Here is a 24,169-nt window from a genome sequence, read left to right as displayed (position 1 = left end):
TCGAGAGCCCCGCACGACCGTCGAGGCGCCCGTCGTGCAGTCGATCCTCGCCCTGGCCCACGAGCGCGGCGCGACGGCCTGCACGATGGAGGTCTCGTCCCATGCCCTCGCGCTCGGTCGGGTGCGGGGGCTCGAGCTCGATGTGGTCGGCTTCACGAACCTCCAGCGCGACCACCTCGACTTCCACGGCGACATGGAGGGCTACTTCCACGACAAGGCCCGCCTGTTCGCGCCCGGTCAGGCACGGCGCGGGGTCGTCGTGGTCGACGACGACTGGGGACGACGGCTGGTCGCCGAGGCGCAGATCCCCGTCGAGTCCGTCGCGACGCACGTCGGGTCGCCCGAGGGTGCCACCGCGGACTGGGCCGTGACGAGCGCCGACATCGGGCTCGACGGCGTCGGGTCGACGTTCACGCTGCGGGGCCCGGACGGCACGGAGCACCCGGCGATGAGCCCCCTGCCGGGGCTCGTCAACGTCTCGAACGCTGCGCTCGCGATCGTCCTCGCGCACCGCGCCGGGATCGACCTGCAGGTCGCGATCGACGCCGTCGCCACGGCGCACGCGATCCCCGGCCGGATGGAGCGGGTCGTCGAGCGTGGGGACGGTCGTCCGCTCGGGATCGTCGACTACGCCCACACGCCCGATGCGCTCGTGCTGGCCCTCGAGGCCGTCCGCCCGATCACCCCGGGCCGGCTCATTCTCGTGTTCGGCTCGGACGGCGACCGCGACAAGGGCAAGCGCCCGATCATGGGCCAGATCGCTGCCCGCCTCGCCGACGTGCTCGTCGTCACCGACGAGAACCCTCGGTCGGAGGAGCCCGCGACCATCCGGGCCGAGATCCTCGCGGGCGTGCGCGCCGAGCGCCCAGGGCTGGCCGACGTGCACGAGGCCAGCAGCCGGACCCAGGCCATCCATGACGCCTTCGACCTCGCGACGGATCGGGACACCATCATCATCACCGGCAAGGGCCACGAGCCGACCCAGGAGATCGCCGGGGTCTTCCACCGGTACAACGACCGTGACGTGCTGCGGGCGGCGGACGCGCGACGGGCGTCGCAGGGGCTGCCCGCGTGATCGCGCTCACCGCGGCCGAGGTCGCGACCGCGACCGGCGGCATCCTCCACCCGTCCACGCTTGCCCCGTCGACGCTCGTGACCGGACCGGTCGTGATCGACTCCCGGCTCGCCCAGCCCGGTGCGCTGTTCGTCGCGCTCGCCGGTGAGCACTCCGACGGTCATGACTTCGCCGCCGCGGCCGCGGCGGGCGGGGCGGCCCTCGTGCTGGCCGCCCGACCGCTCGCTGCGCCCGACGGCACCCCGCTCCCGACCGTCGTCGTCCCGGACGTCGAGGTCGCGCTCGGCCACCTGGCGCGCGAGGTGCTCGCCCGGCTCCGCGAGGCGTCGAGCGAGCCCGGGGGTGCCGGCCTGCAGGTCATCGCCGTGACCGGGTCGGTCGGCAAGACCACGACCAAGGACCTGCTCCTGCAGATGTTCTCGACAGCCGGGCCGACCGTCGCGCCGGTGCTGTCCTTCAACAACGAGATCGGCCTGCCGCTGACGGTGCTGCGCGCCGACGAGAGCACGCGCTACCTCGTGCTCGAGATGGGCGCGAGCGGCCACGGCCACCTGACGTACCTGACCGGGATCGCACCGCCCGACGTTGCGGTCGTGCTCGTCGTCGGCAGCGCGCACCTCGGTGAGTTCGGCGGTGTCGACGGGGTGGCGCGGGCCAAGTCCGAGCTCGTCGTCGGCCTGGTGGCGGACGGTGTCGCGGTGCTCAACGCCGACGACCCGCGCGTGATGGCCATGCGCGACCTCGCGCCGGGTGAGGTGCTCACGTTCGGCGAGTCCGTCGGCGCGCAGGTGCGCGCGAGCGACATCCGGCTCGACCGGTCCGGTCGCGCGTCGTTCACGCTGCAGACGCCCGCACCCCACGGCGGCACGCACGACGAGTGCGTCGCGCTGCGGCTTGTCGGCGAGCACCACGTCCACAACGCGCTGGCGGCAGCGGCCGCAGCGGTCGCCGTCGGACTGGCGCCCGACGCCGTCGCACTCGGGCTCGCGGGCGCGGACGCGCTCAGCCCGCATCGCATGCATGTCGTCGACCGGCCCGACGGCGTGACCGTGATCGACGACTCCTACAACGCGAACCCGGACTCGATGCGGGCGGCGCTGCGCGCGCTCGCCGTGCTCGCGGGCCGGGAGCGGCGGTCCGTGGCGGTGCTCGGGGAGATGCTCGAGCTCGGCCCCGACGCGCGCGCGGCGCACGAGTCCATCGGGCTCCAGGTGGTGCGTCTCAACGTCGCGCTCACCGTCGTCGTGGGGCGCGGTGCCCGGGCGATCGCGGACGGCGCCCTGCTCGAAGGGTCCTGGGGGGACGAGGTTGCCGTCGTCGACGACATCGAGGCGGCCGTCGAGCTGCTCGAGGGCGAGCTGCGCGCGGGCGACGTGGTGCTCGTGAAGTCGTCGTACGGCGCGGGGCTGTGGCGCCTCGGGGACCGGCTCCTGGCCGGCGGCACTGTTGCCGTCGCTGAGGACGTCGCCCCGTGAGAGCGGTCCTGATCGCCGGCGGTCTGTCGATGCTGGTCGCGCTTCTCGGCACCCCGCTGTTCATCCGCTACCTGGTGCGCAAGCAGTACGGCCAGTTCATCCGTCAGGACGGGCCGACCGCGCACTTCACCAAGCGCGGGACGCCGACGATGGGCGGCGTCGTCATCATCGGCGCGACCCTCATCGGCTGGCTGGGCGCGCTGCTCATGACGGGCAGGCCGCCGAGCGTGTCGGCCGCCCTGGTGCTGTTCCTCATGACGGGGCTCGGGATCGTGGGGTTCCTCGACGACTTCATCAAGATCTCGCGGCAGCGCAGCCTGGGCCTCAGCCCGCGCCTGAAGATCCTGGGCCAGGGCATCATCGGGGTGACGTTCGCCGTCGCGGCGCTGCAGTTCCCGAACTCTTCGTTCCGCACCCCCGCGTCGACCTACGTCTCGTTCATCCGGGACACGAACCTCAACCTCGCGTTCGCCGGCGCCACCGTGGGCCTCATCCTTTTCGTCCTCTGGGCGAACTTCCTCATCACGGCGTGGTCGAACGCCGTCAACCTCACCGACGGGCTCGACGGGCTCGCGGCGGGTGCCTCGCTCATCGTCTTCGGCGCCTACGTCATCGTCGGCGTGTGGCAGACGAACCAGACGTGCCAGGCCATCGCCACGGCAGGTCCGCGCTGCTACGAGGTCCGTGACCCGTTGTCGCTCGCCGTCGTCGCCGCCGCAGTCACGGGCGCCTGTTTCGGGTTCCTGTGGTGGAACGCGAGCCCCGCCAAGATCTTCATGGGAGACACTGGGTCGCTCGCGCTGGGCGGCGCGCTCGCCGGGATCTCGATCCTGTCCCGGACCGAGGTCCTCGCCGCGATCATCGGCGGCCTGTTCGTCGTCATCGTGATGTCCGACGTGATCCAGATCGGGTTCTTCAAGCTGACCGGCAAGCGCGTCTTCAAGATGGCACCGCTGCACCACCACTTCGAGCTGTCCGGGTGGGGCGAGGTGACGATCGTCATCCGGTTCTGGATCATCGCGGGGCTGTTCGTCACGATGGGGGTCGGGGTCTTCTACACCGAGTGGGTGGCCGGGTAGTGGATCTCGCGCACGCGCACGTCGTCGTCGCCGGTCTCGGCGTCTCCGGTCGGGCGGCGCTCGGCGTGCTCACCGGCCGTGGCGCCCGCGTCGTCACCGTCGATGCGAGGGCCGAGGACGCCGACGCCCGCGATGCCGCGGCCTTCGTCGCCGCGGGTGGGCTCGACGGCGTCGACCTGGTCGTGGCGTCGCCGGGGTGGGCCCCGGCCAACCCCCTGCTGTCCGCGGCGCTCGCGCTCGGCGTGCCCGTGTGGAGCGAGGTCGAGCTCGCGTGGCAGGTGCGGGTGGAACGGGACGGCGGCCGAGGCCCCGCACCGTGGCTCGCGGTGACCGGCACGAACGGGAAGACGACGACGGTCGGGATGCTCGAGTCGATCCTGCGCGCGGGTGGCGAGAACGCGCTCGCCGTCGGCAACGTCGGCACCCCCGTCGTCCTTGCCGCGACCGACCCCGACCTGGACGTCCTCGCGGTCGAGCTGTCGAGCTTCCAGCTGCACTTCACGCACTCGATGGCCGCCGAGGCCGCCGCAGTCCTCAACATCGCCCCCGACCACCTGGACTGGCACGGGTCGCTCGAGGGGTACACCGCGGACAAGGCGCGCATCTTCGAACGGGCCGAGGTCGCGTGCGTCTACAACGCGGCCGACCCGGTGACCGAGCGCCTCGTGCGGGATGCCGACGTGCAGGACGGTGCCGTCGCGATCGGGTTCACGCTCGCGACGCCGCGCGTCGGCCAGGTCGGCCTCGTCGAGGACGTGCTCGTCGACCGCGGGTTCGCCGAGCTGCGTCACACGCACGCCGTCGAGCTCGCGACCTGCGCCGACCTGGCGCACCTCGGCGGTCCGGACGGCGAGGTGCCGCCGCACGTGCGTGCCGACGCGCTCGCTGCGGCCGCACTGGCCCTCGCGCACGGCGTGGCGCCCGCCGCGATCCGCGACGGCCTGCGTTCGTACGCGCCAGGCGCCCACCGTCTGCAGACGGTGGCGCACTCGGGCGACGTCACCTGGGTGGACGACTCGAAGGCGACGAACGGGCACGCGGCCGCGGCGGCACTGGCGGCGTTCGCCCCGGGCAGCGTCGTGTGGATCGCCGGGGGTCTGGCGAAGGGTGCGACGTTCGACGACCTCGTCGCGTCCCGCCGTGACCGTCTGCGCGCGGTCGTCCTCATCGGCGTCGACCAGGCGCCGCTGCGCGACGCGCTCGGCCGACACGCGCCCGAGGTGCCCGTGGTCGTGATCGATCCCGGTGACACTGGGACGGTGATGACCCGTGCCGTGGACGAGGCCCGCCGGCTGGCGACCGCTGCCGCGGGACCGGTGACGGTGCTGCTCGCGCCCGCGTGCGCGTCCATGGACCAGTTCGCGTCGTACGCCGAGCGGGGGGACTCCTTCGCCGCTGCGGCGCGCGCCCTCGCGTCGAGCGTGGGCTGAGGACGACGCCATGGCACTGACGATCCCGCCGCGCGCTGCCTCGAGCTCCGCGCCGCGCGCCGCACGCGAGCCGGCCCGGTCCAGGACGGGCTCGATCCTCGGTCAGTGGAACAGCGCCGTGACGAGCTACTACGTGCTCACGGGCGCGACGGCGCTGCTGCTCGTCCTCGGCCTCGTGATGGTCCTGTCCAGCTCGAGCGTCGAGTCGCTGGCCGCGGGACGCTCGCCGTATGCCGTCTTCCTCGACCAGGCCCGGTTCGCGCTCCTCGGGCTGCCGCTGATGTGGGTCGCCTCGCGGCTGCCTGTGCGCTTCTACCGGACGATGGCGTGGCCGATCCTCGGGGCCGCGACCGTGTTCCAGCTCATGGTCTTCATCCCGGGCCTGGGGTTCGCGATCAAGGGCAACCAGAACTGGGTGCGGGTCGCCGGCTTCACCGCGCAGCCCTCGGAGGCCGTCAAGCTCGCACTCGCGATCTGGCTCGGGGCGGTCCTCGCGCGCAAGCGACCGCTGCTGGGGGAGTGGAAGCACGCCCTCATCCCGGCCGTCCCGGTCGCGGCGGCGATGATCGGCCTCGTGCTGATCGGCAACGACCTCGGCACCGCGATGGTCTTGATGATGCTCGTGGTGGGAGCACTGTTCATCGCGGGTGTCCCGCTGCGGGTCTTGGGGGCGTCTGTGATCGCGGCCCTCGGGGTCGCGATCTCGCTGGCGCTCTCGAGCCCGAACCGCGTCAAGCGGCTCGAGGCGCTCTTCGGGTCGGACTGCGACACGAGCAACGGCTGCTACCAGACGCTGCACGGCGGCTGGGGGCTGGCCACCGGCGGGTGGGGCGGTCTCGGTCTCGGCCAGAGCCGCGAGAAGTGGTCGTACCTGCCCGAGGCCCACAACGACTTCATCTTCGCGATCATCGGCGAGGAGCTCGGGCTCATCGGCACGCTGCTGGTCCTGGCGCTCGTGGGCCTGCTCGCGTTCGCGATGTTCCGGGTCATCCGCCGCCACCCCGACCCGTTCGTCCAGATCACGACGGGCGCGATCGTGTGCTGGATCATCGGTCAGGCGCTCGTCAACATCGGCGTCGTCATCGGGCTCGTGCCGGTCATCGGCGTGCCGCTCCCGCTCGTGTCCGCCGGGGGGTCGGCGCTCATCACGACGATGACAGCCCTCGGGGTCGTCGTCTCGTTCGCCCGGACAGAACCTGGTGCGGCCGAGGCTCTGTCCGCACGCGCCAGTGTGGTGCGCCGGTCGCTCGCGGTGATCGGTCGCACGCGTGGCTGACCCGGGCAACGGAGCCGACCCGGTGCGACGGTCCGTCCTCCTCGCAGGCGGCGGGACCGCCGGGCACGTCAACCCGCTCCTCGCGCTCGCCGAGGAGCTGCGGAGCCGCGACCCTGAGCTGCGCATCACGGTGCTCGGCACCGCGGAGGGGCTCGAGGCGCGCCTCGTGCCCGAGCGCGGCTTCACGCTCGCGCCCGTGCCCCGCGTGCCGCTGCCACGACGGCCCTCTGCTGACCTGCTGCGCCTGCCCGGCAGGCTGCGGGCGGCCGTGCGTGCGGCCGGGAGCGCCCTGGACGCGTCCGGGGCGCAGGTCGTGGTCGGCTTCGGCGGGTACGTCTCGACGCCCGCCTACCTCGCGGCACGCCGGCGGGGGATCCCCGTGGTCGTGCACGAGCAGAACGCGCGCGCCGGGCTGGCGAACCGTCTCGGCGCCCGCTGGGCGGCCGACGTCACCGTGACGTTCGCCGGTACTCGGCTGCGCGGCGCCCAGCTGATCGGGCTCCCGCTGCGGCCGGAGATCGCCACGCTCCTCGCGGACCTGGCGCGTGACCGGCCGGGGACGCGGGCGGCGGCAGCAGCGCAGCTCGGTCTGGACCCCACGCTGCCCACGCTGGTCGTCACCGGTGGCTCGCTGGGCGCGGTGAGCGTCAACACCGCGGTGGCGTCCGCCGCGGCCGACCTGGTCGCAGCGGGGGTGCAGGTCCTGCACCTGACGGGTGCGGGCAAGGCCGCCGCCGTACGCGCGGTCGTGGACAAGCTCCCGGGCGCCACGACCTACCACGTGCGGGAGTACCTCAGCGAGATGCAGCTCGCGCTCGCGTGCGCAGACGTCGTGCTCGGACGCTCGGGTGCCGGGACCGTGTGCGAGCTCACCGCGCTCGGGCTGCCGGCCGTGTACGTCCCGCTGCCGGTCGGCAACGGCGAGCAGCGTCTCAACGCCGCACCGGCCGTGGCGGCCGGCGGAGGCCTCCTCGTGGCGGACGACGACCTGACCGCAGCCTGGCTGCGCACGCACCTGCTCCCGCTGCTCGTCGGCCCCGACGCGGCCGGGCTGCGCGACCGCATGGGCGCTGCGGCGGCGTCGGTCGGCGTGCGCGATGCGGCGGCACGCCTGGCCGATCTCGTCGAGGCCCACCTGCCGCCCGCGGCGAAGGTCGGCTCATGACCGCCGTGATCCCGGCGATCGCCGATCTCGGGCGCACGCACCTGATCGGCGTCGGGGGAGCCGGGATGTCGGCCATCGCGGGCCTGCTCGCGGCGCGCGGCGTCCCGGTCAGCGGGTCGGACGCCAAGGACTCGGTGGTGCTCGGCCAGCTGCGGTCCGCCGGGGTCCGTGTGTGGGTCGGTCACGACGCGGCGCACGTCGACGGCGTCGACACGGTCGTCGTGTCGACCGCGGTCCGTGAGTCCAACCCGGAGCTCGCACGGGCCCGGGCGACCGGTCTGCGCGTCCTGCACCGCTCGCAGGCGCTCGCGGCGCTCATGGTCGGCTACGACGCGATCGCTGTCGCGGGCGCGCACGGCAAGACCACGACGTCGGCCATGATCGCGACAGCGCTGGTGCAGGCGGGAACGGACCCGTCGTTCGCGATCGGCGGCACGGTCCTGTCCGACGACGGTCCTCTGGGCGGCAGCCGCAGCGGCGCCGGGCGGGCCTTCGTCGCCGAGGCGGACGAGTCGGACGGCTCGTTCCTCAACTACGCACCGACGGTCGCCGTCGTGACCAACGTCGAGCCCGACCATCTGGACCACTACGGGACGCGCGCAGCGTTCGACGACGCGTTCGTGGCGTTCGCCGGACGCATCCGCGCCGGCGGCCTCCTCGTCGTGTGCGCGGACGACGACGGCGCCTGCCGGCTCGTGGTGCGCACGCGCACCGACCTGGCCGCCCGATCGGTGCAGGTCGTCACGTACGGCACCCGCGACGACGCCGACGTGGTCGTCGGGCCGCTCGAAGCCACCGACGGTGCGTGGGTCGTGCGGCTCACGACGACCCTGGCGGAGATCGGCGGCACCGTGCTGCGGCTGGCGGTGCCCGGCGCTCACAACGCGCTCGACGCGGCCGCGGCCTACGTCGCGGCGCGCCACGTGGGCCTGTCGATCGATGCGGCGACGGCGGGCCTCGCGGCGTTCCGAGGAACCGGGCGACGGTTCGAGGCGCGCGGCACGGCGGACGGTGTCCGTGTCGTCGACGACTACGCGCACCATCCGACGGAGGTCGCCGCGCTCCTGCGTGCCGCTCGGAGCGTCGCCGGAACCGGGAACGTGCTCGTGCTCTTCCAGCCGCACCTCTTCTCGCGCACGCGGACGTTCGCGACCGAGTTCGGTGCGGCGCTGGACCTTGCCGACTCGGTCGTGGTGACCGACGTGTACGCGGCACGCGAGGACCCGGACCCCACGGTCACGGGCGCGCTGATCGTCGACCAGGTCCCGACGCCCGGCAAGGCGCAGCTCGTCGGTGACCGGCACGCAGCAGCCGCAGTGGTCGCCGCCGCCGCGCGGCCGGGCGACCTGCTCCTGACGGTCGGTGCCGGCGACGTGACGGAGCTCGCACCCGAGATCCTGGCGGCCCTGGCCGCGCGCGGGAGAGGCCGGGCGTGAGTCCGTCACGCCCCCGGCAGCCGCTGCCGGGACGCCCTGCGCGGCCGCGGCCGGCGCCACCACGCGCCGCACCTCCGGCCCCCGACGCGCCCCGCACAGCGCCGACACCTGCGACGCCTGGACGCGTCCCGCCGCCCGCTGTGACGCCGCTGCGCACCCCGCCGGGCGGTGCCGGATCGGCGCCGAGGACGGGAGCCACTCCGTCGGCCGGGCGCGGTACGCCTGCCGCCGGGCATCGCAAGTCGGTCGGGAACGCCCGCGGCGCCGGGCGCGGGGCAGGTCCCGGGCGCGACATCGCCGCTCTGCTCGAGCCGTCGGTCACGACGTATGCGGCCGGACGCGGCGGCGGTGTCGTCCCGGTGCGTCCGTCCGTGGTGTCGACCGGTTCCGCGGCCCGGTTCGCGGAACGGGCGCGGGCGCGGCGCACCATCGCGCGCCGCCAGGTCCTCGGCGTCGGCGGCGGTCTGGTCGGCCTCGCGGCGGTCGGCTGGCTCCTCTTCGTCTCGCCGGTGCTGGCGCTGGACCCGCTGGACGTGACGGTGACGGGCGCGGGCACGGTCGTGGCCGTCGACCAGGTCGCTGCTGTGGTGGCCGCGCGCGCGAGCACGCCGCTGCCGCGCCTGGACACGGTCGGTCTGCGCGATGCGATTCTCGAGGTCCCCGGCGTGCGTGAGGCGCGGGTGACGCGCGACTGGCCGCACGGGATCGTCGTCGAGCTGGTCGCGCGTGAGCCGGTCGCGGCCGTCCCGGAGACTGCGCCGGCCGACCCGACGGCACCCGCGGCGGGCTTCGCGCTGCTCGACATGGACGGGGTGCAGGTCGGTCGCGTCGACGCCGCGCCCGACGGCCTGCCGGTCGTCGAGGTGCCGGTGGGGGACAAGCGCACGCTTGCCGCGGTGCTCTCCGTCCTCCAGGCGCTGCCGGCCGATCTCCTCGCGGAGGTCGGGCAGGTCTCGGCGCAGACCCAGGACACCGTCACGATGCAGCTGCGGGACGGTGCGCGCGTCGAGTGGGGGAGCGCCCAGCAGGCTCCCCTGAAGATCGCGGTGCTCCAGGCTCTGCGCAAGGCTCCGTCGAGCGCTGGGGCGCAGGTGTACGACGTGTCGGCGCCGACGCTCCCGGTCACGAAGTGACACGAACCGGCGCGCAGGGGTCTCGCGACACGCCCGCCACGCAAGGATCTCGCCGACACGCGCGGCGCGGTCGTTGCTCCGGGGGCTCGCCGCACCTAGCGTCACGCAGTGACACCATCTGACATAACTATAACCCTCTAGTTGAGGGTGAAGGTTTCACCGGCCGGCACGGCGTGTCGAGCACGGCCCCGGCAGCACCTGGCGAAGAACGAGAGGCACCCATCGTGGCAGCTCCGCAGAACTACTTGGCGGTCATCAAGGTCGTCGGCATCGGCGGTGGCGGGGTCAACGCCGTCAACCGGATGATCGAGGTCGGGCTCAAGGGTGTCGAGTTCATCGCGATCAACACCGACGCCCAGGCGCTCCTCATGTCCGACGCGGACGTGAAGCTCGACGTCGGCCGCGAGCTGACGCGCGGGCTCGGTGCGGGCGCCGACCCCGAGGTCGGCAAGCGCGCCGCCGAGGACCACACCGACGAGATCGAGGACGTCCTGCGCGGGGCCGACATGGTCTTCGTCACGGCCGGAGAGGGCGGTGGCACCGGGACCGGCGGCGCACCCGTCGTCGCGCGGATCGCGCGCTCGCTCGGCGCGCTCACCATCGGTGTCGTCACGCGTCCGTTCACGTTCGAGGGCCGACGCCGGTCGGTCCAGGCCGACACCGGCATCGAGTCGCTGCGGGCCGAGGTCGACACGCTCATCGTGATCCCGAACGACCGGCTCCTGTCGATCTCCGACCGGTCCGTGTCCGTCCTCGACGCGTTCCACTCGGCCGACCAGGTGCTCCTGTCGGGTGTGCAGGGCATCACGGACCTCATCACGACCCCCGGCCTGATCAACCTCGACTTCGCGGACGTCAAGTCCGTCATGCAGGGCGCCGGATCGGCACTCATGGGCATCGGCTCCGCCCGCGGCGAGGACCGTGCGGTCCAGGCCGCCGAGCTGGCGATCTCCTCGCCGCTCCTCGAGGCGAGCATCGACGGCGCGCACGGCGTGCTGCTCTCGATCCAGGGTGGCTCGGACCTCGGCCTGTTCGAGATCAACGAGGCCGCGCGCCTGGTCCAGGAGGCCGCGCACCCCGAGGCCAACATCATCTTCGGTGCGGTCATCGACGACGCGCTCGGCGACGAGGTCCGTGTCACGGTCATCGCCGCGGGGTTCGACGGCGGCGCGCCGCTCACCCGCCGCGAGGGACGTGGCCTCGGCCAGGTCAGCGGTTCGACGTCGGTCCCGCGTCAGGCCACGGCGCCGTCGATCCCGTCGCACGCGATCTCCCAGCCGCGCCCGGTCGACCCCGACGACGACCTCGTGCGGGTCGGCACCGCCGCGCCGAACGGCACCTCGTCGCACACCGGGTACAGCGGCGGCGTGCCGGCATTCCTGTCGAGCGACCCGGAGGCGGCCCCGGAGACGGGTCAGCTCGAGGTGCCGCGAGTCTTCGACGAGGACCCGTCCGCGCGTCGCGCGAGCGACGACCTGGACATCCCCGACTTCCTCAAGTAGCCGTGCCGGTCGGCCCTGGCGTGGTGCCCGTCGTCGAGGCCGACCTCGGCCCCGGGGTCCGCGCGGGATTCACGACCCGGTCGGGCGGTGTGAGCGTCCCACCGTGGGATGCGCTGAACCTCGGGCTCGAGGTCGGCGACACGGCGGCGCGCGTGCTCGCCAACCGACAGGTCGTCGAGCGCTGGGTCGGGGCCCGCGTCGCGTTCGCCTCCCAGGTGCACGGCACCGGCGTCCGGGTGCTGTCGGGCCCGCCCGCGAGCTCGGCCACCTCCGTCGGGCTCTACGACGCCCTCGTCTCGACCTCGCCGTCGGTTGCCGTGGCGGTCCTGGTGGCCGACTGCGTGCCGGTCCTGCTGGCCGACGTCGAGGCGGGCGTCGTCGGCGCGGTCCACGCAGGGCGACGCGGGCTCGTGGCGGGGGTCGTCCAGGCTGCGGTGGACGCGCTCGAGGCCGCTGGGGCGTACCGTGACCGGCTGCGTGCCGTCGTTGGTCCGTCGATCAGCGGCGCCGCCTACGAGGTGCCCGCAGCGATGCGGGACGAGGTCGCGGCCGCGCTGCCCGAGACGTGGGCGACGACGGCCTGGGGGACGCCTGCGCTCGACCTCCCGGCCGGCGTGGCGGCCGTACTGGCGCGCGCCGGGGTGCGGGACGTTCGGACCGTGGGCATCTGCACGACGACGGACGAGAGGTTCTACTCTCACCGCCTGGCCGCACGCCACGGTGGCACGACGGGCCGGTTCGCCGGGGTCATTCGCCTCGAAGGGTGAACTCGACGCAATCCGGGCAGCCCGCGCGTGTCGCGCCGGGAGTGCCGATCGGCGTTGCTAGCGTGATTTCGCTGGGAATATCTGTACGGGATGGGGAGACCGCGATGGCCGGAGCACTGCGCAAGACGATGCTGTACCTCGGCCTTGCCGACGACCGGGGCGAGCACGACGAGTACGTCGACGAGTACGACGACCAGGAGGCAACGGTGCCGCACGAGTACGAGGCTCAGGTCACACCGCTGCACCGGCCGGTCGCACGGGTCGCGAACCCGGCACCCCTGACGGGCGAGCTGCGACGCATCACCACGATCCACCCGCGCTCGTACAACGACGCGCGCAAGATCGGTGAGGCGTTCCGCGAGGGCACGCCCGTGATCATGAACCTGTCGGACATGGACGACGCGGACGCCAAGCGGCTCGTCGACTTCTCTGCGGGCCTGATCTTCGGTCTGCACGGCGCGATCGAGCGGGTCACCAACAAGGTGTTCCTCCTGTCGCCGTCGCACGTCGAGATCATCGGCGAGGAGCCCCCGCCGGCTGCCGAGCCGGCACGCCCCGGATTCTTCAACCAGAGCTGACGCGTGCGCCTGATCACGGAGATCCTGCGCCTGGTCGTCCTGGCGTTCTTCCTGCTGCTGCTCGTGCGGCTCGTGCTGGACTGGGTGCAGTTCTTCGTCCGCGACTGGCGGCCGAGCGGACCTGTCCTGGTCGTCGCCGAGGCCACCTACACGGTCACAGACCCTCCGCTGCGGTTCCTGCGCAGGCTGTTGCCGCCGCTCGCGATCGGCAACGTACGTCTCGATCTGGCGTTTCTTGTCCTGATGCTGACGTGCTCGATCCTGCTGTCCGTTCTCGCCTGATTCGCCCCGAATGCACCCCGAGGCGTGAGCTCGGTGGTGCGCGCGGAGCAGGTCCGGGAGGCGCGAATGTCCTGGCGGGTCGCATGCGAGACCGCCAATGTCCGCTACCGTGAGCCGTGGCGGTCGGTGACTGCCCACCGGCTTGACCAAGCTCGACCGAAGAGGTGACGACGATGGCACTGCTGACCGCAGACGACGTCCTGAACAAGAAGTTCCAGGCGACGAAGTTCCGCGAGGGTTACGACCAGGACGAGGTCGACGACTTCCTCGACGAGGTCGTCAACACTCTGCGATCCGTCCAGGGCGAGAACGACGACCTCAAGACGAAGCTCGCCGCCGCCGAGCGGCGCATCGCCGAGCTCAGCCGGGCGGGTGCCCAGCAGGCTGCTCCCGCCCCGAAGCCGGAGCCCGTCCACGAGCCCGAGCGCGTGGTGTCGCCGGCGGTCGTCGCACCGGCGCCCGTCGTCGTGGCCCCCGTCGCCCCGCAGCGGACCAACGAGCCGGAGTCGGCCACGGGGATGCTGGCCCTGGCGCAGAAGCTGCACGACGACTACGTGCGCAGCGGCCAGGAGGAGAGCGACCGGCTCATCTCCGAGGCGAAGTCGCAGGGTGCGCGCATCGTCCGGGAGGCCGAGGAGACGTCGGCACGCACGCTCGGTCAGCTCGAGCAGGAGCGGTCGCTCCTCGAGCGCAAGATCGACGAGCTGCGCGTCTTCGAGCGTGACTACCGGACGCGCCTGAAGAGCTACCTCGAGAACCTTCTCGGCGACCTCGACAACCGCGGCAGTGCGCTCCCGCCCCGCAGCGGGCAGAACGCGCAGCCGTCCGGCGACGGCGCTCGGATCTGACCGACAGCGTTACCAGCAGTCACCTCACGACACACCACGCAGGTTCTTCCTGCGTGGTGTGTTGTGTCATTTCACGGGGTCACCTACCCTCACGTGACTCCCACAGAGAGGGTGCTCGTGACCATCAACGAATCGCTCAGCGCCGAGCCCGGCGCCTTCGACCTGCCGGACCTCGCCAAGACGGTCCGCCAGTTCCCGGTCCGTGACGGCGAGAAGCCATGGACTGCCCGGGAGGTCCGGGCGATCGCGGACGAGCTGATCGGGCATGTGCGTCGGCTCCGGTCGGAGCTGGCGTCGGCCGACGCCGACCTCTCCGAGCTCCTGCGCAACTCCGGGGACGGTGCAGGCGACGACCAGGCCGACTCGGGGTCGAGCGCGCTCGAGCGCGAGCAGGAGCTCACGCTCGTCAACAACACGCGGGACCTGCTCGTGCAGTCCGAGCACGCGCTGACCCGCATCGCCGCGGGGACGTTCGGTGCCTGCGAGTCGTGCGGCAAGGCGATCGGCAAGGCGCGTGTCCAGGCGTTCCCGCGCGCGATCCTGTGCGTGGAGTGCAAGCAGCGTGAAGAGCGTCGCTGACGCGCCCGTAGACTCTTCTCCGATGTCGTCCATGCCAGCAGATGAGTTGACCGTTGCCCCGGGGCGGAGCGGTCCGCGTCGTCGACTGGTCGTGCTGGTCGTCGTGCTCACCGTCGTCGTGCTCCTGGTCGACCAGGCGACGAAGGCGTGGGCGCTGACCCACCTGCTCGACACGGTTCGCCGACCGCTCGTCGGTGACCTGCTCGGGCTGCGACTCGTCTTCAACCCGGGCGCGGCGCTGTCGATCGCGACGGGGATGACCTGGGTCCTCACGCTGATCGCCTGCGCGGTCGTCGTCGTCGTCGTGCGCGTGTCGCGGCGTCTGGGCTCGACCGGGTGGGCGATCGCCCTCGGGCTGCTGCTCGGTGGCGCCCTCGGCAACCTCGTCGACCGCATGATCCGGGAGCCGGGCATCGCCCGCGGCCACGTCATCGACTTCATCGCCTATGCCAACGTCTTCGTGGGCAACGTCGCGGACATCGCCATCGTCACGGCCGCGGGGCTGGTCGTCATCCAGGCGCTGCGCGGCGTGCGGCTCGACGGGACCCGCGAGCACGCCGAGCCGAAGACCGAGGCGCCTGGCGCCGATGCCTGACACGCGATCGCTGCCCGTGCCGGACGGCCTCGCGGGGGAGCGTGTCGATGCCGGCCTGGCGCGCCTGCTCGGCCTGTCGAGAACGGCAGCAGCCGACCTGGCCGCCGCCGGCGCCGTCCGGGTCGACGGGCGCGACATGGGCAAGTCCGACCGGCTCGTGGCCGGTGCGTGGCTCGAGGTCGACCTGCCCGACCCGGCGGACCCTGCGCCGGCCGTCGTGCCGGAACCTGTGCCCGGGATGCGCATCGTGCACGACGACGAGGACGTGGTCGTGGTCGACAAGCCCGTCGGCGTCGCCGCGCACCCGTCGCCGGGCTGGACCGGCCCGACGGTCGTCGGCGCGCTCGCCGCAGCCGGCTACCGGATCTCGACGTCGGGGTCGGCCGAGCGGCAGGGCATCGTGCACCGGCTCGACGCGGGCACGTCGGGGCTCATGGCCGTCGCGAAGAGCGAGCACGCGTACACGGTGCTGAAGCGGGCCTTCAAGGAGCGCACGGTCGAGAAGGTCTACCACGCGCTCGTCCAGGGCCACCCGGAGCCCACGACAGGCACGATCGACGCGCCGATCGGGCGGCACCCGAGCTCGGACTGGAAGTTCGCGGTCGTCGCGGACGGCAAGCCGTCGGTGACCCACTACGAGGTGCTGGAGATGCTCCCGGCGGCCTCTCTGGTCGAGGTCCACCTCGAGACCGGTCGCACGCACCAGATCCGGGTGCACTTCGCGGCGCTGCGCCACCCGTGCGTCGGCGACCTGATGTACGGCGCGGACCCCGTCCTCGCCGCCCGCGTCGGCCTGTCCCGGCAGTGGTTGCACGCGATGCGGCTCGGGTTCACGCACCCGTCGACCGGGGCCTGGGTCGAGTTCACCAGCCAGTATCCGGATGATCTCGCCTCGGCCCTCGAGACGTTGCGCGACGGGTACCGCTAGGCCCGTGCCGACGCCGGACATGTCGGCAGGGCGACCTAGACTGGCCCGCATGGCACCGGCTGGGGGATCCGACTTCGTTCACCTCCACACGCATACCGAGTACTCGATGCTCGACGGTGCCGCCCGCGTCGAGGACCTGCTGACCGAGGCCGAGCGGATCGGTCAGAAGTCGCTCGCGATCACCGACCACGGCTACCTGTTCGGCGCGTTCGACTTCTGGTCGCGTGCCCGCGCGCACGGCATCAAGCCGATCATCGGCATCGAGGCGTACGTCACGCCGGGCACGAGCCGGTTCGACCAGACGCGCGTCAAGTGGGGCGAGGCGCACCAGTCGTCCGACGACGTCTCGGCGCGCGGTGCGTACACGCACATGACGCTGCTGTCGCGGACGACCGAGGGCATGCACAACCTGTTCCGGATGTCGTCGCTGGCGTCGCTCGAGGGGCAGATGGGCAAGTGGCCGCGCATGGACCGCGAGCTGCTGAGCCGTTACTCCGCGGGGCTGCTGGCGACGACGGGCTGCCCGTCGGGCGAGGTGCAGGTGCGCCTGCGGCTCGGCCAGTTCGACGAGGCCGTGCGCGCTGCCGGCGAGCTCCAGGACATCTTCGGCAAGGAGTTCTTCTACGTCGAGCTCATGGACCACGGCCTGGACATCGAGAAGCGCGTCATCAAGGACCTGCGCCGTGTCGCCGAGGTCATCGGCGCACCCCTCGTCGCGACGAACGACCTGCACTACACGCGCCACGAGGACTCGAAGGCCCATGAGGTGCTGCTGTGCGTGCAGTCGGGCTCGACCCTCGCCGACCCGGACCGGTTCAAGTTCGACACCGACCAGTTCTACCTGAAGACCTCCGAGGAGATGCGGCGCACGTGGGCCGAGGTCCCCGAGGCGTGCGACAACACCGTGCTGATCGCCGAGCAGTGCGACGTCGAGTTCAACACGAACGCCAACTACATGCCCCGGTTCCCGGTCCCGGCCGGGGAGAACGAGGACTCCTGGTTCGTCAAGGAGGTCGAGACGGGCCTGCGCCGCCGCTACACGACGGGCATCCCGGAGCCCGTGCGGGTGCAGGCGGACTACGAGGCCGGGGTCATCACCCAGCTCGGGTTCTCGGGGTACTTCCTCGTCGTCGCGGACTTCATCAACTGGGCCAAGGCGCAGGGCATCCGCGTCGGTCCGGGGCGCGGGTCCGCCGCCGGGTCGATGGCGTCCTACGCGATGGGCATCACCGAGCTCGACCCGCTCGAGCACGGCCTGATCTTCGAGCGGTTCCTCAACCCCGAGCGCATCTCCTGGCCCGACGTCGACGTCGACTTCGACGAGCGTCGGCGCGGTGAGGTCATCCGGTACGTCACGGACAAGTACGGCGAGGACCGCGTCGCACAGATCGTCACGTACGGCACGATCAAGGCCAAGCAGGCGCTCAAGGACGCGTCGCGCGTCCTGGGCTTCCCGTTCGCCATGGGGGAGAAGCTCACGAAGGCGATGCCGCCGCCCGTCATGGGCAAGGACATCACCCTCGCCGGGATCTACAACCCGGACGACTCCCGCTACGCCGAGGCGGAGACGTTCCGGCAGGTCGTGCAGGCAGATCCCGAGGCGCAGCGCGTCCTCGAGACAGCGCGCGGCCTCGAGAACCTCAAGCGGCAGTGGGGCGTGCACGCGGCGGGCGTCATCATGTCGAGCGAGCCGCTCATCGACATCCTGCCGATCATGCGGCGGCCGCAGGACGGCGCGATCATCACGCAGTTCGACCAGCCGGGTGCCGAGGCTCTCGGGCTGATCAAGATGGACTTCCTCGGCCTGCGCAACCTCACGATCCTGGATGACGCGCTCGAGAACATCGAGATGAACGGCAAGCGGGCCATCCGCATCGAGGACGTCGCGCTCGACGACCCCGCCACCTACGAGCTGCTGAGCCGCGGCGACACCCTCGGCGTCTTCCAGCTCGACGGCGGGCCGATGCGGTCGCTGCTGCGCCAGATGCGCCCCGACAGCTTCGAGGACATCTCCGCCGTCATCGCGCTCTACCGCCCGGGCCCGATGGGCATGAACTCCCACATCAACTACGCGCTGCGCAAGAACGGCCTGCAGAAGGTCGAGCCGATCCACCCCGAGCTCGAGGCGGCGCTCGAGGACGTCGTCGGCATCACGCACGGCCTGATCGTCTACCAGGAGCAGGTGCAGCGCGCCGCGCAGAAGCTGGCGGGGTACACCCTCGGCCAGGCCGACCTCCTGCGCCGCGCGATGGGCAAGAAGAAGCAGTCGATCCTCGACAAGGAGTTCGTGCCGTTCCAGGCGGGCTGCCGCGAGCGTGGCTACTCCGACGGGGCGATCCAGGCGGTCTGGGACGTGCTGGTCCCGTTCGCGGGCTACGCGTTCAACAAGGCGCACTCCGCGGCGTACGGCGTCGTCTCGTACTGGACGGCGTTCCTCAAGGCCAACTACCCGACCGAGTACATGGCCGGGCTGCTCACGTCCGTGCGCGACGACAAGGACAAGTCGGCGCTGTACCTCGGCGAGTGCCGGCACATGGGCATCACGGTGCTCCCGCCCGACGTCAACTCGTCGTCCGCGAACTTCAGGGCCGTCGGTCACGACATCCGCTTCGGCCTCACCGCTGTGCGCAACGTCGGCGCGAACGTGGTCGACGCGATCGTGCGGACCCGCGAGGCCAAGGGCGAGTTCACGTCGTTCACCGACTTCCTCGACAAGGTCCCCGCCGTCGTCTGCAACAAGCGCACGATCGAGTCCCTCATCAAGGCCGGGGCCTTCGACTCTCTCGGGCACGGACGGCGCGCACTGCTCCTCGTGCACGAGCAGGCGGTCGACTCCGTCATCGGCGTCAAGCGCAAGGAGGCCGAGGGCCAGTTCGACCTGTTCGCGGACCTCCTGGGCGACGACGACGCGTCCGGGGGCTTCTCGGTGACGATCCCGGACCTGCCCGACTGGGACAAGAAGCAGCGGCTCGCGTTCGAGCGCGAGATGCTCGGGCTCTACGTCTCGGACCACCCGCTCTCCGGCCTCGAGCACGTGCTGTCGGCCGCAGCCGACGTCTCGATCGCGACCCTGAACGCCGACGAGGCACGACCGGACGGGTCCACTGTCGTGGTGGCCGGTCTCATCACGTCCCTGCAGCGCAAGATGTCCAAGCAGGGCAACCCGTGGGCCGCGGTCACGATCGAGGACATGGAGGGCTCGGTCGAGATCATGTTCTTCGGCGAGACGTACCTCGCGTACTCGACGGTGCTCGCCGAGGACGCGGTGGTCGTGGTCCGGGGTCGGGTCCGACGGCGTGACGAGACGATGCAGCTGCAGGCGATGGAGGTGTCGCTCCCGGACATCACCGCGGTCGCCGACGCGCCGATCACCGTGTCGATGCCCGTGTCGCGGTGCACCCCGCCGGTCGTCGAGCGGCTCCGTGAGGTGCTGTCGACGCACCCAGGGGTGACCGAGGTCCATCTCCGCCTCACGAGCCCGGGCCGCGCGACGATCATGCGGCTCGACGAGGGTCTGCGCGTCGAGCGCTCACCCGCGCTGTTCGGGGACCTCAAGGCGCTCCTGGGCGCGAGCTGTCTCCAGGCGGGCTGACGTGGTCGGCCGGGCCGTGCAGGCCGAGGTTCCCTCGTGCTGGCCCTGACCGCGAACCAGCTGGACTTCGTCGCTGCGCGGCACCTGGCGACGTTGACGACGCTGCGCGCCGACGGTTCGCCCCATGTGGTCCCCGTCGCCTTCACGTGGGACGCGGTGGCTGGCCGAGCGCGGGTCACCACGAGGATCACCTCGGTCAAGGCCCGGAACGTCGAACGTGCCGCGACCGGAGGTGCGATCGCGCGGGCCGCCCTCTGCCAGTTCGACGGCCAGCGTTGGCTCACCCTCGAGGGGAGCGTCACGCTGTCGCGTGATCCTGCGGACGTCGCCGAGGCGGTCGAGGCCTACGCGGTGCGCTACCGGCGGCTCGAGTTCAAGGCCGAGCGGATCGTGCTGCACCTCGTGGTCGACCGGGTGATGGGCACGGTCCGCTAGGCGTCAGCCGACGACCGCGCGGACAGGCCCGTTCGGCTGGTCCACGACCACGAGGTCCCCGCGCCGCAGCTGGCGCCCACGCCGGAACTCCGCCTCGCCGTTGACGCTCACGACGCCGTCGTCCAGCAGCTCACGCGCCTGCGCCCCCGACTCGGCGAGGCCCGCGAGCTTGAGGAACTGGCCGAGCCGGATCGACTCGTCGGAGATCGGCGTGACGTCGTCGGGCGTGGGAGGAGGTGTGCTCATGTGCACAGTGTCCCGGACGGCGGGTCACCGTGTGGGCGTCGGTCACGTCGCGGCGTCCACGGCCCGCCCGGAGCGAGGGGCGGTCGGTAGACTGGGAGGCGTGATCTCTCGGATCGACCTGCGCGGTCGCACCCTGTCCCGCCGCGAGCTGCTCGCGGCCCTCCCGCGTGCCGAGGTGGACGTCGAGGCGGCCACCGCGACGGTCGCGCCGATCCTCGCCGACGTGCGCGCACGCGGCGCCGCGGCGCTCCGGGACCTCGCCGAGCGGTTCGACGGTGTCCGTCCGGAGCACCTGCGCGTCCCCGCTGAGGCGATCACGGCAGCTGTCGACTCGCTCGACCCGCACGTGCGCGAGGCCCTCGAGGAGACGATCCTGCGGGTCCGCACCGTCCACGCGGCACAGCGCCCCGTACCGTTCACAGTCGACCTCGCGCCCGGTGCGCAGGTCCGGCAGCGCTGGATCCCGGTCCGCCGCGTGGGGCTGTACGTGCCCGGCGGTCTCGCGGTCTACCCGTCGTCGGTCGTGATGAACGTCGTCGCCGCCCAGGAGGCCGGCGTCGGGTCGCTCGCCGTCGCGTCGCCCCCGCAGAAGTCCGCGGGCGGGCTGCCCGACGCGGTCGTGCTCGCGACATGCGCGCTGCTCGGGATCGACGAGGTGTACGCGGCGGGTGGCGCGCAGGCGGTCGCGATGTTCGCCTACGGCGCCGCAGGCACCGACGAGGCCGACGGCGAGACGCTGTGCGAGCCGGTCGACGTCATCACCGGTCCGGGGAACGTCTGGGTGGCGGCCGCCAAGCGGCTCGTGCGCGGCGTCGTGGGCATCGACGCCGAGGCCGGGCCGACGGAGATCGCGATCCTGGCCGACGCCGGCGCCGACCCGGTCCACGTCGCCGCCGACCTCATCTCGCAGGCCGAGCACGACCCGCTCGCGGCGGCAGTCCTCGTGACGCCGTCCGTCGCGCTCGCGGAGGCGGTCGAGGCGAAGCTCGGCGAACGCGCCGCGGCGACGCACCACTCCGCCCGGGTGCAGACGGCACTGTCCGGCACGCAGTCGGCGATCGTGCTGGTCGACGACCTGGAGGCCGGCCTCGAGGTCGTCAACGCGTACGGCGCCGAGCACCTCGAGATCCAGACCGCTGATGCCGCCGTCCTCGCGGACCGTGTGACGAGCGCGGGCGCGATCTTCGTCGGGCCGTACTCGCCCGTCTCGCTCGGGGACTACATGGCCGGGTCGAACCACGTGCTGCCGACGGGCGGGTGCGCGCACTTCGCGAGCGGACTCGGCGTGCACTCGTTCGTGCGGGCTGTCCAGGTCATCGAGTACGACGCGTCCGCCCTCAAGGAGGTCACGGACCGGATCGTCGCGTTCGCCGACGCCGAGGGTCTTCCCGCTCACGGCGAGGCAGTCCTCGCCCGGTTCTGACGACCGAGGTTCCGACGCCCGCCCGCCCGCGAACCGGGGGTCGGGCCGTGACGGGCGTCAGCCGACCCCCAGGACGAACGGGTGCACGGCAGACGCCCCGGCACCGCGCAGCAGCCTGGCGGCGACCGTCAGGGTCCACCCGGAGTCGGTGCGGTCGTCGACGAGCACGACGGATCGGCCGGGGAGGCCGGCCGCGGCCGCGGGGGACAGGTCCAGCTCGAGCCGCTGCGTGACGCCCGCGAGCCGTTGCGCGGAGTTCACGTCGTGCCGCCCCGGCGCGGACCCGGCCGCGGGTCGTACCGAGCCGACGACGGGCACCCCGAGCTGGCGCGCGACCCCCTCGGCCAGGTGGCGCACCAGACCAGGTCGCGTCGCGGACTCCACCATGACCACGCCGGCCGGCGCGGGCATCGGGTTCCAGGCGGCGAGCACGTCGAGCACGGGCTGGCGCAGGGCGACAGGCAGCTCGTCGACCGGGGCGACGTGGGCCGTGGTCGGCGTGAAGAGGTCGCGCAGCAGCCCACCCCACCCGATCCCGTCGAGCCGTGCGACGGCGCGTCCGGTCGAGGCGGACTCGTCGGCGGCGATGCGGCCACGGAGGTCCACGCCGAGCGTCGCCATCCCCGACGGCCACATCGATCGCGTCGTGACCTCGAGGCCCGGCACCGCGAGGCGCTCTCGGGCGGCCGTGACCTCGCTCGCGTCGGGCACCGCGCCAGCGGACGCACCGCCGCAGCGGTCGCACCGCCCGCACAGCCAGGTGTCCCCGCCGGGGCCCTCGAGCTCGGGGTCGTCGAGCGCGTGCCGCAGGAACGCCATCCGGCACCCGTCGCCGCGCACGTAGTCGACCATCGCCTGCTGCTCGGCTTGACGGGCGGCGGCGACGCGCTCGTAGCGATCGGTGTCGTACTGCCACGCCTCGCCGGTCGACTGCCAGCCGCCCTTGACGCGGTGGACCGCGCCGTCCACGTCGAGCACCTTGAGCATGAGCTCGAGGCGGTTGCGGCGCAGGCTGACGTGCGTCTCGAGCGCGGCCGTCGACAGCGTGCCATGGGTGTCGAGCGCGGCGATCGCGGCACGGACCTCGGCCTGCGGCGGGAAGGCCATCGACGCGAAGTAGTCCCAGATCGCGTGGTCCTCGCGGCCGGGGAGCAGGACGACCTCGGCGCGCGCGGTCGCGCGACCGGCCCGCCCGACCTGCTGGTAGTAGGCGATGGGCGACGGCGGCGCGCCGAGGTGCACGACGAACGCGAGGTCGCCCTTGTCGAAGCCCATCCCGAGCGCCGAGGTCGCGACGAGGGCCTTGACGCGGTTCGCGAGCAGGTCCGCCTCGGCGACCTCGCGCTCCGCAGGGTCCGTCTGCCCGGTGTACGCGCGGACGTCGAGCCCGACGCCCCGCAGGTGCTCGGTGACCTGCTGCGCCGCGGCCACCGTGAGGCAGTACACGATGCCCGACCCGTCGATGCGGGGCAGGTTGTGCGCGAGCCAGGCGAGCTGGGCCGACGTGTCGGGCAGCAGCGCGACCGAGAGGTGCAGGCTCTCGCGGTCGAGGGTGCCGCGCAGCACGAGGACGTCCTCGAGCCCCGATCCGGGAGTGCCGTCGGCTCGGTGCCCCGTGACGGCGAGCTGCTCGGCCACGTCGGCCGTCACGCGCGCGTTGGCGGTGGCCGTGGTGGCCAGCACCGGGATCCCGTCGGGCAGGTCCGCGAGGAGCGTGCGGATGCGCCGGTAGTCCGGACGGAAGTCGTGCCCCCAGTCCGAGATGCAGTGCGCCTCGTCGACCACGACGAGGCCGGCGTCGGCCGCGAGCCGCGGCAGCACCTCGTCGCGGAAGCCGGGGTTGTTGAGCCGTTCCGGGGACACGAGCAGCACGTCGACCTCACCGGCGGCGACGCGGGCGTGCACACCGTCCCAGTCCGTGACGTTCGCCGAGTTGATCGTCTCGGCGCGGATGCCCGCGCGCGCGGCGGCCGCCACCTGGTTGCGCATGAGCGCGAGGAGCGGCGAGATGATCACGGTCGGGCCCGACGGCCGTCGGCCGGCAGCGCCCGCACGCAGCAGCGCGGTCGCGACGAAGTACACCGCCGACTTGCCCCACCCCGTCCGCTGCACGACGAGCGCGCGTCGGCGGTCGGCGACGAGCGCCTCGACCGCGAGCCACTGGTCCTCGCGCAGCTCCGCGTCGTCGCGGCCGACGAGCGCGCGCAGAGCGACCTCGGCCCGCGCGCGCAGGGCAGTCCGGTCGACCTCCTGGTCTGCGGGCGCGACGGCGTCGAGCGGGGGAGGTGTCATCTGTCGATCGTAGGCGCGGCGCCGTTGACTACG

Annotated in this window: 21 protein-coding genes; 19 read left to right on the top strand and 2 right to left on the bottom strand. The window is 72.6% G+C overall.

Annotation, left to right across the window (positions count from 1 at the left end):
• The first annotated feature begins 34 nt into the window (after nucleotides 1–34).
• The 18 genes from DDP54_RS14975 to DDP54_RS14890 all read left to right on the top strand — a co-directional run bounded on the left by DDP54_RS14975 (nucleotide 35) and on the right by DDP54_RS14890 (nucleotide 20,175).
• On the top strand, nucleotides 35–1,075 hold the full coding sequence (locus DDP54_RS14975) for a UDP-N-acetylmuramoyl-L-alanyl-D-glutamate--2,6-diaminopimelate ligase (RefSeq protein ID WP_242448510.1): 1,041 nt from the start codon (nucleotides 35–37) through the stop codon (nucleotides 1,073–1,075).
• Nucleotides 1,072–2,550, top strand: a complete 1,479-nt coding sequence (gene murF / locus DDP54_RS14970; RefSeq protein ID WP_109132802.1) for a UDP-N-acetylmuramoyl-tripeptide--D-alanyl-D-alanine ligase — start codon at nucleotides 1,072–1,074, stop codon at nucleotides 2,548–2,550. Before DDP54_RS14975 ends, murF begins: the two co-directional genes overlap by 4 nt.
• Nucleotides 2,547–3,629: a phospho-N-acetylmuramoyl-pentapeptide-transferase gene (mraY, locus tag DDP54_RS14965; protein WP_109132801.1), complete on the top strand. Its 1,083-nt coding sequence runs from the start codon at nucleotides 2,547–2,549 to the stop codon at nucleotides 3,627–3,629. The genes murF and mraY overlap by 4 nt, the downstream gene beginning before the upstream one ends.
• Complete coding sequence (gene murD / locus DDP54_RS14960; protein WP_109132800.1) at nucleotides 3,629–5,059, top strand: UDP-N-acetylmuramoyl-L-alanine--D-glutamate ligase; 1,431 nt, start codon at nucleotides 3,629–3,631, stop codon at nucleotides 5,057–5,059. Before mraY ends, murD begins: the two co-directional genes overlap by 1 nt.
• 10 nt (nucleotides 5,060–5,069) lie before the next feature.
• Nucleotides 5,070–6,335, top strand: coding sequence for a putative lipid II flippase FtsW (gene ftsW / locus DDP54_RS14955; RefSeq protein WP_109132799.1), 1,266 nt, complete (start codon nucleotides 5,070–5,072; stop codon nucleotides 6,333–6,335).
• Entirely contained in the window at nucleotides 6,328–7,500 is a 1,173-nt protein-coding gene (murG, locus tag DDP54_RS14950) for an undecaprenyldiphospho-muramoylpentapeptide beta-N-acetylglucosaminyltransferase (RefSeq protein ID WP_242448509.1), read from the top strand. The genes ftsW and murG overlap by 8 nt, the downstream gene beginning before the upstream one ends.
• On the top strand, nucleotides 7,497–8,936 hold the full coding sequence (gene murC, locus DDP54_RS14945; RefSeq protein ID WP_109132798.1) for a UDP-N-acetylmuramate--L-alanine ligase: 1,440 nt from the start codon (nucleotides 7,497–7,499) through the stop codon (nucleotides 8,934–8,936). The genes murG and murC overlap by 4 nt, the downstream gene beginning before the upstream one ends.
• A 140-nt stretch (nucleotides 8,937–9,076) precedes the next feature.
• Entirely contained in the window at nucleotides 9,077–10,069 is a 993-nt protein-coding gene (locus DDP54_RS14940) for a cell division protein FtsQ/DivIB (protein WP_242448508.1), read from the top strand.
• A 224-nt stretch (nucleotides 10,070–10,293) separates the two neighbouring features.
• Entirely contained in the window at nucleotides 10,294–11,571 is a 1,278-nt protein-coding gene (gene ftsZ / locus DDP54_RS14935) for a cell division protein FtsZ (protein ID WP_109132796.1), read from the top strand.
• Nucleotides 11,572–11,573: 2 nt separating this feature from the next.
• Nucleotides 11,574–12,338 (top strand): peptidoglycan editing factor PgeF, encoded by a 765-nt coding sequence (pgeF, locus tag DDP54_RS14930; RefSeq protein WP_242448507.1) that lies wholly within the window; start codon nucleotides 11,574–11,576, stop codon nucleotides 12,336–12,338.
• Between the two features lie 104 nt (nucleotides 12,339–12,442).
• On the top strand, nucleotides 12,443–12,916 hold the full coding sequence (gene sepF, locus DDP54_RS14925) for a cell division protein SepF (protein WP_109132795.1): 474 nt from the start codon (nucleotides 12,443–12,445) through the stop codon (nucleotides 12,914–12,916).
• A 3-nt stretch (nucleotides 12,917–12,919) separates the two neighbouring features.
• Nucleotides 12,920–13,198 (top strand): YggT family protein, encoded by a 279-nt coding sequence (locus DDP54_RS14920; protein ID WP_109132794.1) that lies wholly within the window; start codon nucleotides 12,920–12,922, stop codon nucleotides 13,196–13,198.
• Between the two features lie 173 nt (nucleotides 13,199–13,371).
• Nucleotides 13,372–14,046 carry a DivIVA domain-containing protein gene (locus DDP54_RS14915; protein ID WP_109132875.1) on the top strand — a complete coding sequence of 225 codons (675 nt, stop codon included), beginning with the start codon at nucleotides 13,372–13,374 and terminating at the stop codon, nucleotides 14,044–14,046.
• Between the two features lie 117 nt (nucleotides 14,047–14,163).
• A complete protein-coding gene (locus DDP54_RS14910; protein WP_109132874.1) occupies nucleotides 14,164–14,625 on the top strand; it encodes a TraR/DksA family transcriptional regulator in 462 nt (153 codons plus the stop codon).
• A gap of 31 nt (nucleotides 14,626–14,656) precedes the next feature.
• Entirely contained in the window at nucleotides 14,657–15,220 is a 564-nt protein-coding gene (locus tag DDP54_RS14905) for a signal peptidase II (RefSeq protein WP_109132793.1), read from the top strand.
• Nucleotides 15,213–16,148: an RluA family pseudouridine synthase gene (locus DDP54_RS14900; RefSeq protein ID WP_109132792.1), complete on the top strand. Its 936-nt coding sequence runs from the start codon at nucleotides 15,213–15,215 to the stop codon at nucleotides 16,146–16,148. Before DDP54_RS14905 ends, DDP54_RS14900 begins: the two co-directional genes overlap by 8 nt.
• Before the next feature lie 49 nt (nucleotides 16,149–16,197).
• On the top strand, nucleotides 16,198–19,740 hold the full coding sequence (gene dnaE, locus DDP54_RS14895; protein ID WP_109132791.1) for a DNA polymerase III subunit alpha: 3,543 nt from the start codon (nucleotides 16,198–16,200) through the stop codon (nucleotides 19,738–19,740).
• Nucleotides 19,741–19,776: 36 nt separating this feature from the next.
• Complete coding sequence (locus DDP54_RS14890; RefSeq protein ID WP_109132790.1) at nucleotides 19,777–20,175, top strand: TIGR03618 family F420-dependent PPOX class oxidoreductase; 399 nt, start codon at nucleotides 19,777–19,779, stop codon at nucleotides 20,173–20,175.
• Nucleotides 20,176–20,178: 3 nt separating this feature from the next.
• On the opposite strand, the gene DDP54_RS14885 is transcribed toward DDP54_RS14890, so the two are convergent.
• On the bottom strand, nucleotides 20,179–20,421 hold the full coding sequence (locus DDP54_RS14885; RefSeq protein ID WP_109132789.1) for an RNA-binding S4 domain-containing protein: 243 nt from the start codon (nucleotides 20,419–20,421) through the stop codon (nucleotides 20,179–20,181).
• A 100-nt stretch (nucleotides 20,422–20,521) separates the two neighbouring features.
• Here DDP54_RS14885 and hisD point away from each other — a divergent pair, with 100 nt between their 5' ends.
• Complete coding sequence (hisD, locus tag DDP54_RS14880) at nucleotides 20,522–21,844, top strand: histidinol dehydrogenase (protein ID WP_109132788.1); 1,323 nt, start codon at nucleotides 20,522–20,524, stop codon at nucleotides 21,842–21,844.
• A gap of 57 nt (nucleotides 21,845–21,901) precedes the next feature.
• Here the strand turns inward: hisD and DDP54_RS14875 are convergent, their stop codons facing one another.
• Nucleotides 21,902–24,136: a DEAD/DEAH box helicase gene (locus DDP54_RS14875; RefSeq protein WP_109132787.1), complete on the bottom strand. Its 2,235-nt coding sequence runs from the start codon at nucleotides 24,134–24,136 to the stop codon at nucleotides 21,902–21,904.
• Between the last annotated feature and the right edge of the window lie 33 nt (nucleotides 24,137–24,169).

Origin of the sequence: Cellulomonas sp. WB94 (assembly GCF_003115775.1) — a bacterium.
GTDB lineage: Bacteria > Actinomycetota > Actinomycetes > Actinomycetales > Cellulomonadaceae > Cellulomonas_A.
The sequence above is the reverse complement of the archived record's forward strand: the minus strand, read 5'-3'. Positions and strand labels throughout refer to the sequence as shown.

Bases quoted from the DNA above. Each gene is read 5' to 3' on its own strand.
- ftsW (WP_109132799.1), top strand. From the start codon at position 5,070: ATGGCACTGACGATCCCGCCGCGCGCTGCCTCGAGCTCCGCGCCGCGC.
- murC (WP_109132798.1), top strand. From the start codon at position 7,497: ATGACCGCCGTGATCCCGGCGATCGCCGATCTCGGGCGCACGCACCTG.
- sepF (WP_109132795.1), top strand. From the start codon at position 12,443: ATGGCCGGAGCACTGCGCAAGACGATGCTGTACCTCGGCCTTGCCGAC.
- DDP54_RS14915 (WP_109132875.1), top strand. From the start codon at position 13,372: ATGGCACTGCTGACCGCAGACGACGTCCTGAACAAGAAGTTCCAGGCG.
- DDP54_RS14905 (WP_109132793.1), top strand. From the start codon at position 14,657: ATGCCAGCAGATGAGTTGACCGTTGCCCCGGGGCGGAGCGGTCCGCGT.
- DDP54_RS14900 (WP_109132792.1), top strand. From the start codon at position 15,213: ATGCCTGACACGCGATCGCTGCCCGTGCCGGACGGCCTCGCGGGGGAG.
- dnaE (WP_109132791.1), top strand. From the start codon at position 16,198: ATGGCACCGGCTGGGGGATCCGACTTCGTTCACCTCCACACGCATACC.
- DDP54_RS14885 (WP_109132789.1), bottom strand. From the start codon at position 20,421: ATGAGCACACCTCCTCCCACGCCCGACGACGTCACGCCGATCTCCGAC.
- DDP54_RS14875 (WP_109132787.1), bottom strand. From the start codon at position 24,136: ATGACACCTCCCCCGCTCGACGCCGTCGCGCCCGCAGACCAGGAGGTC.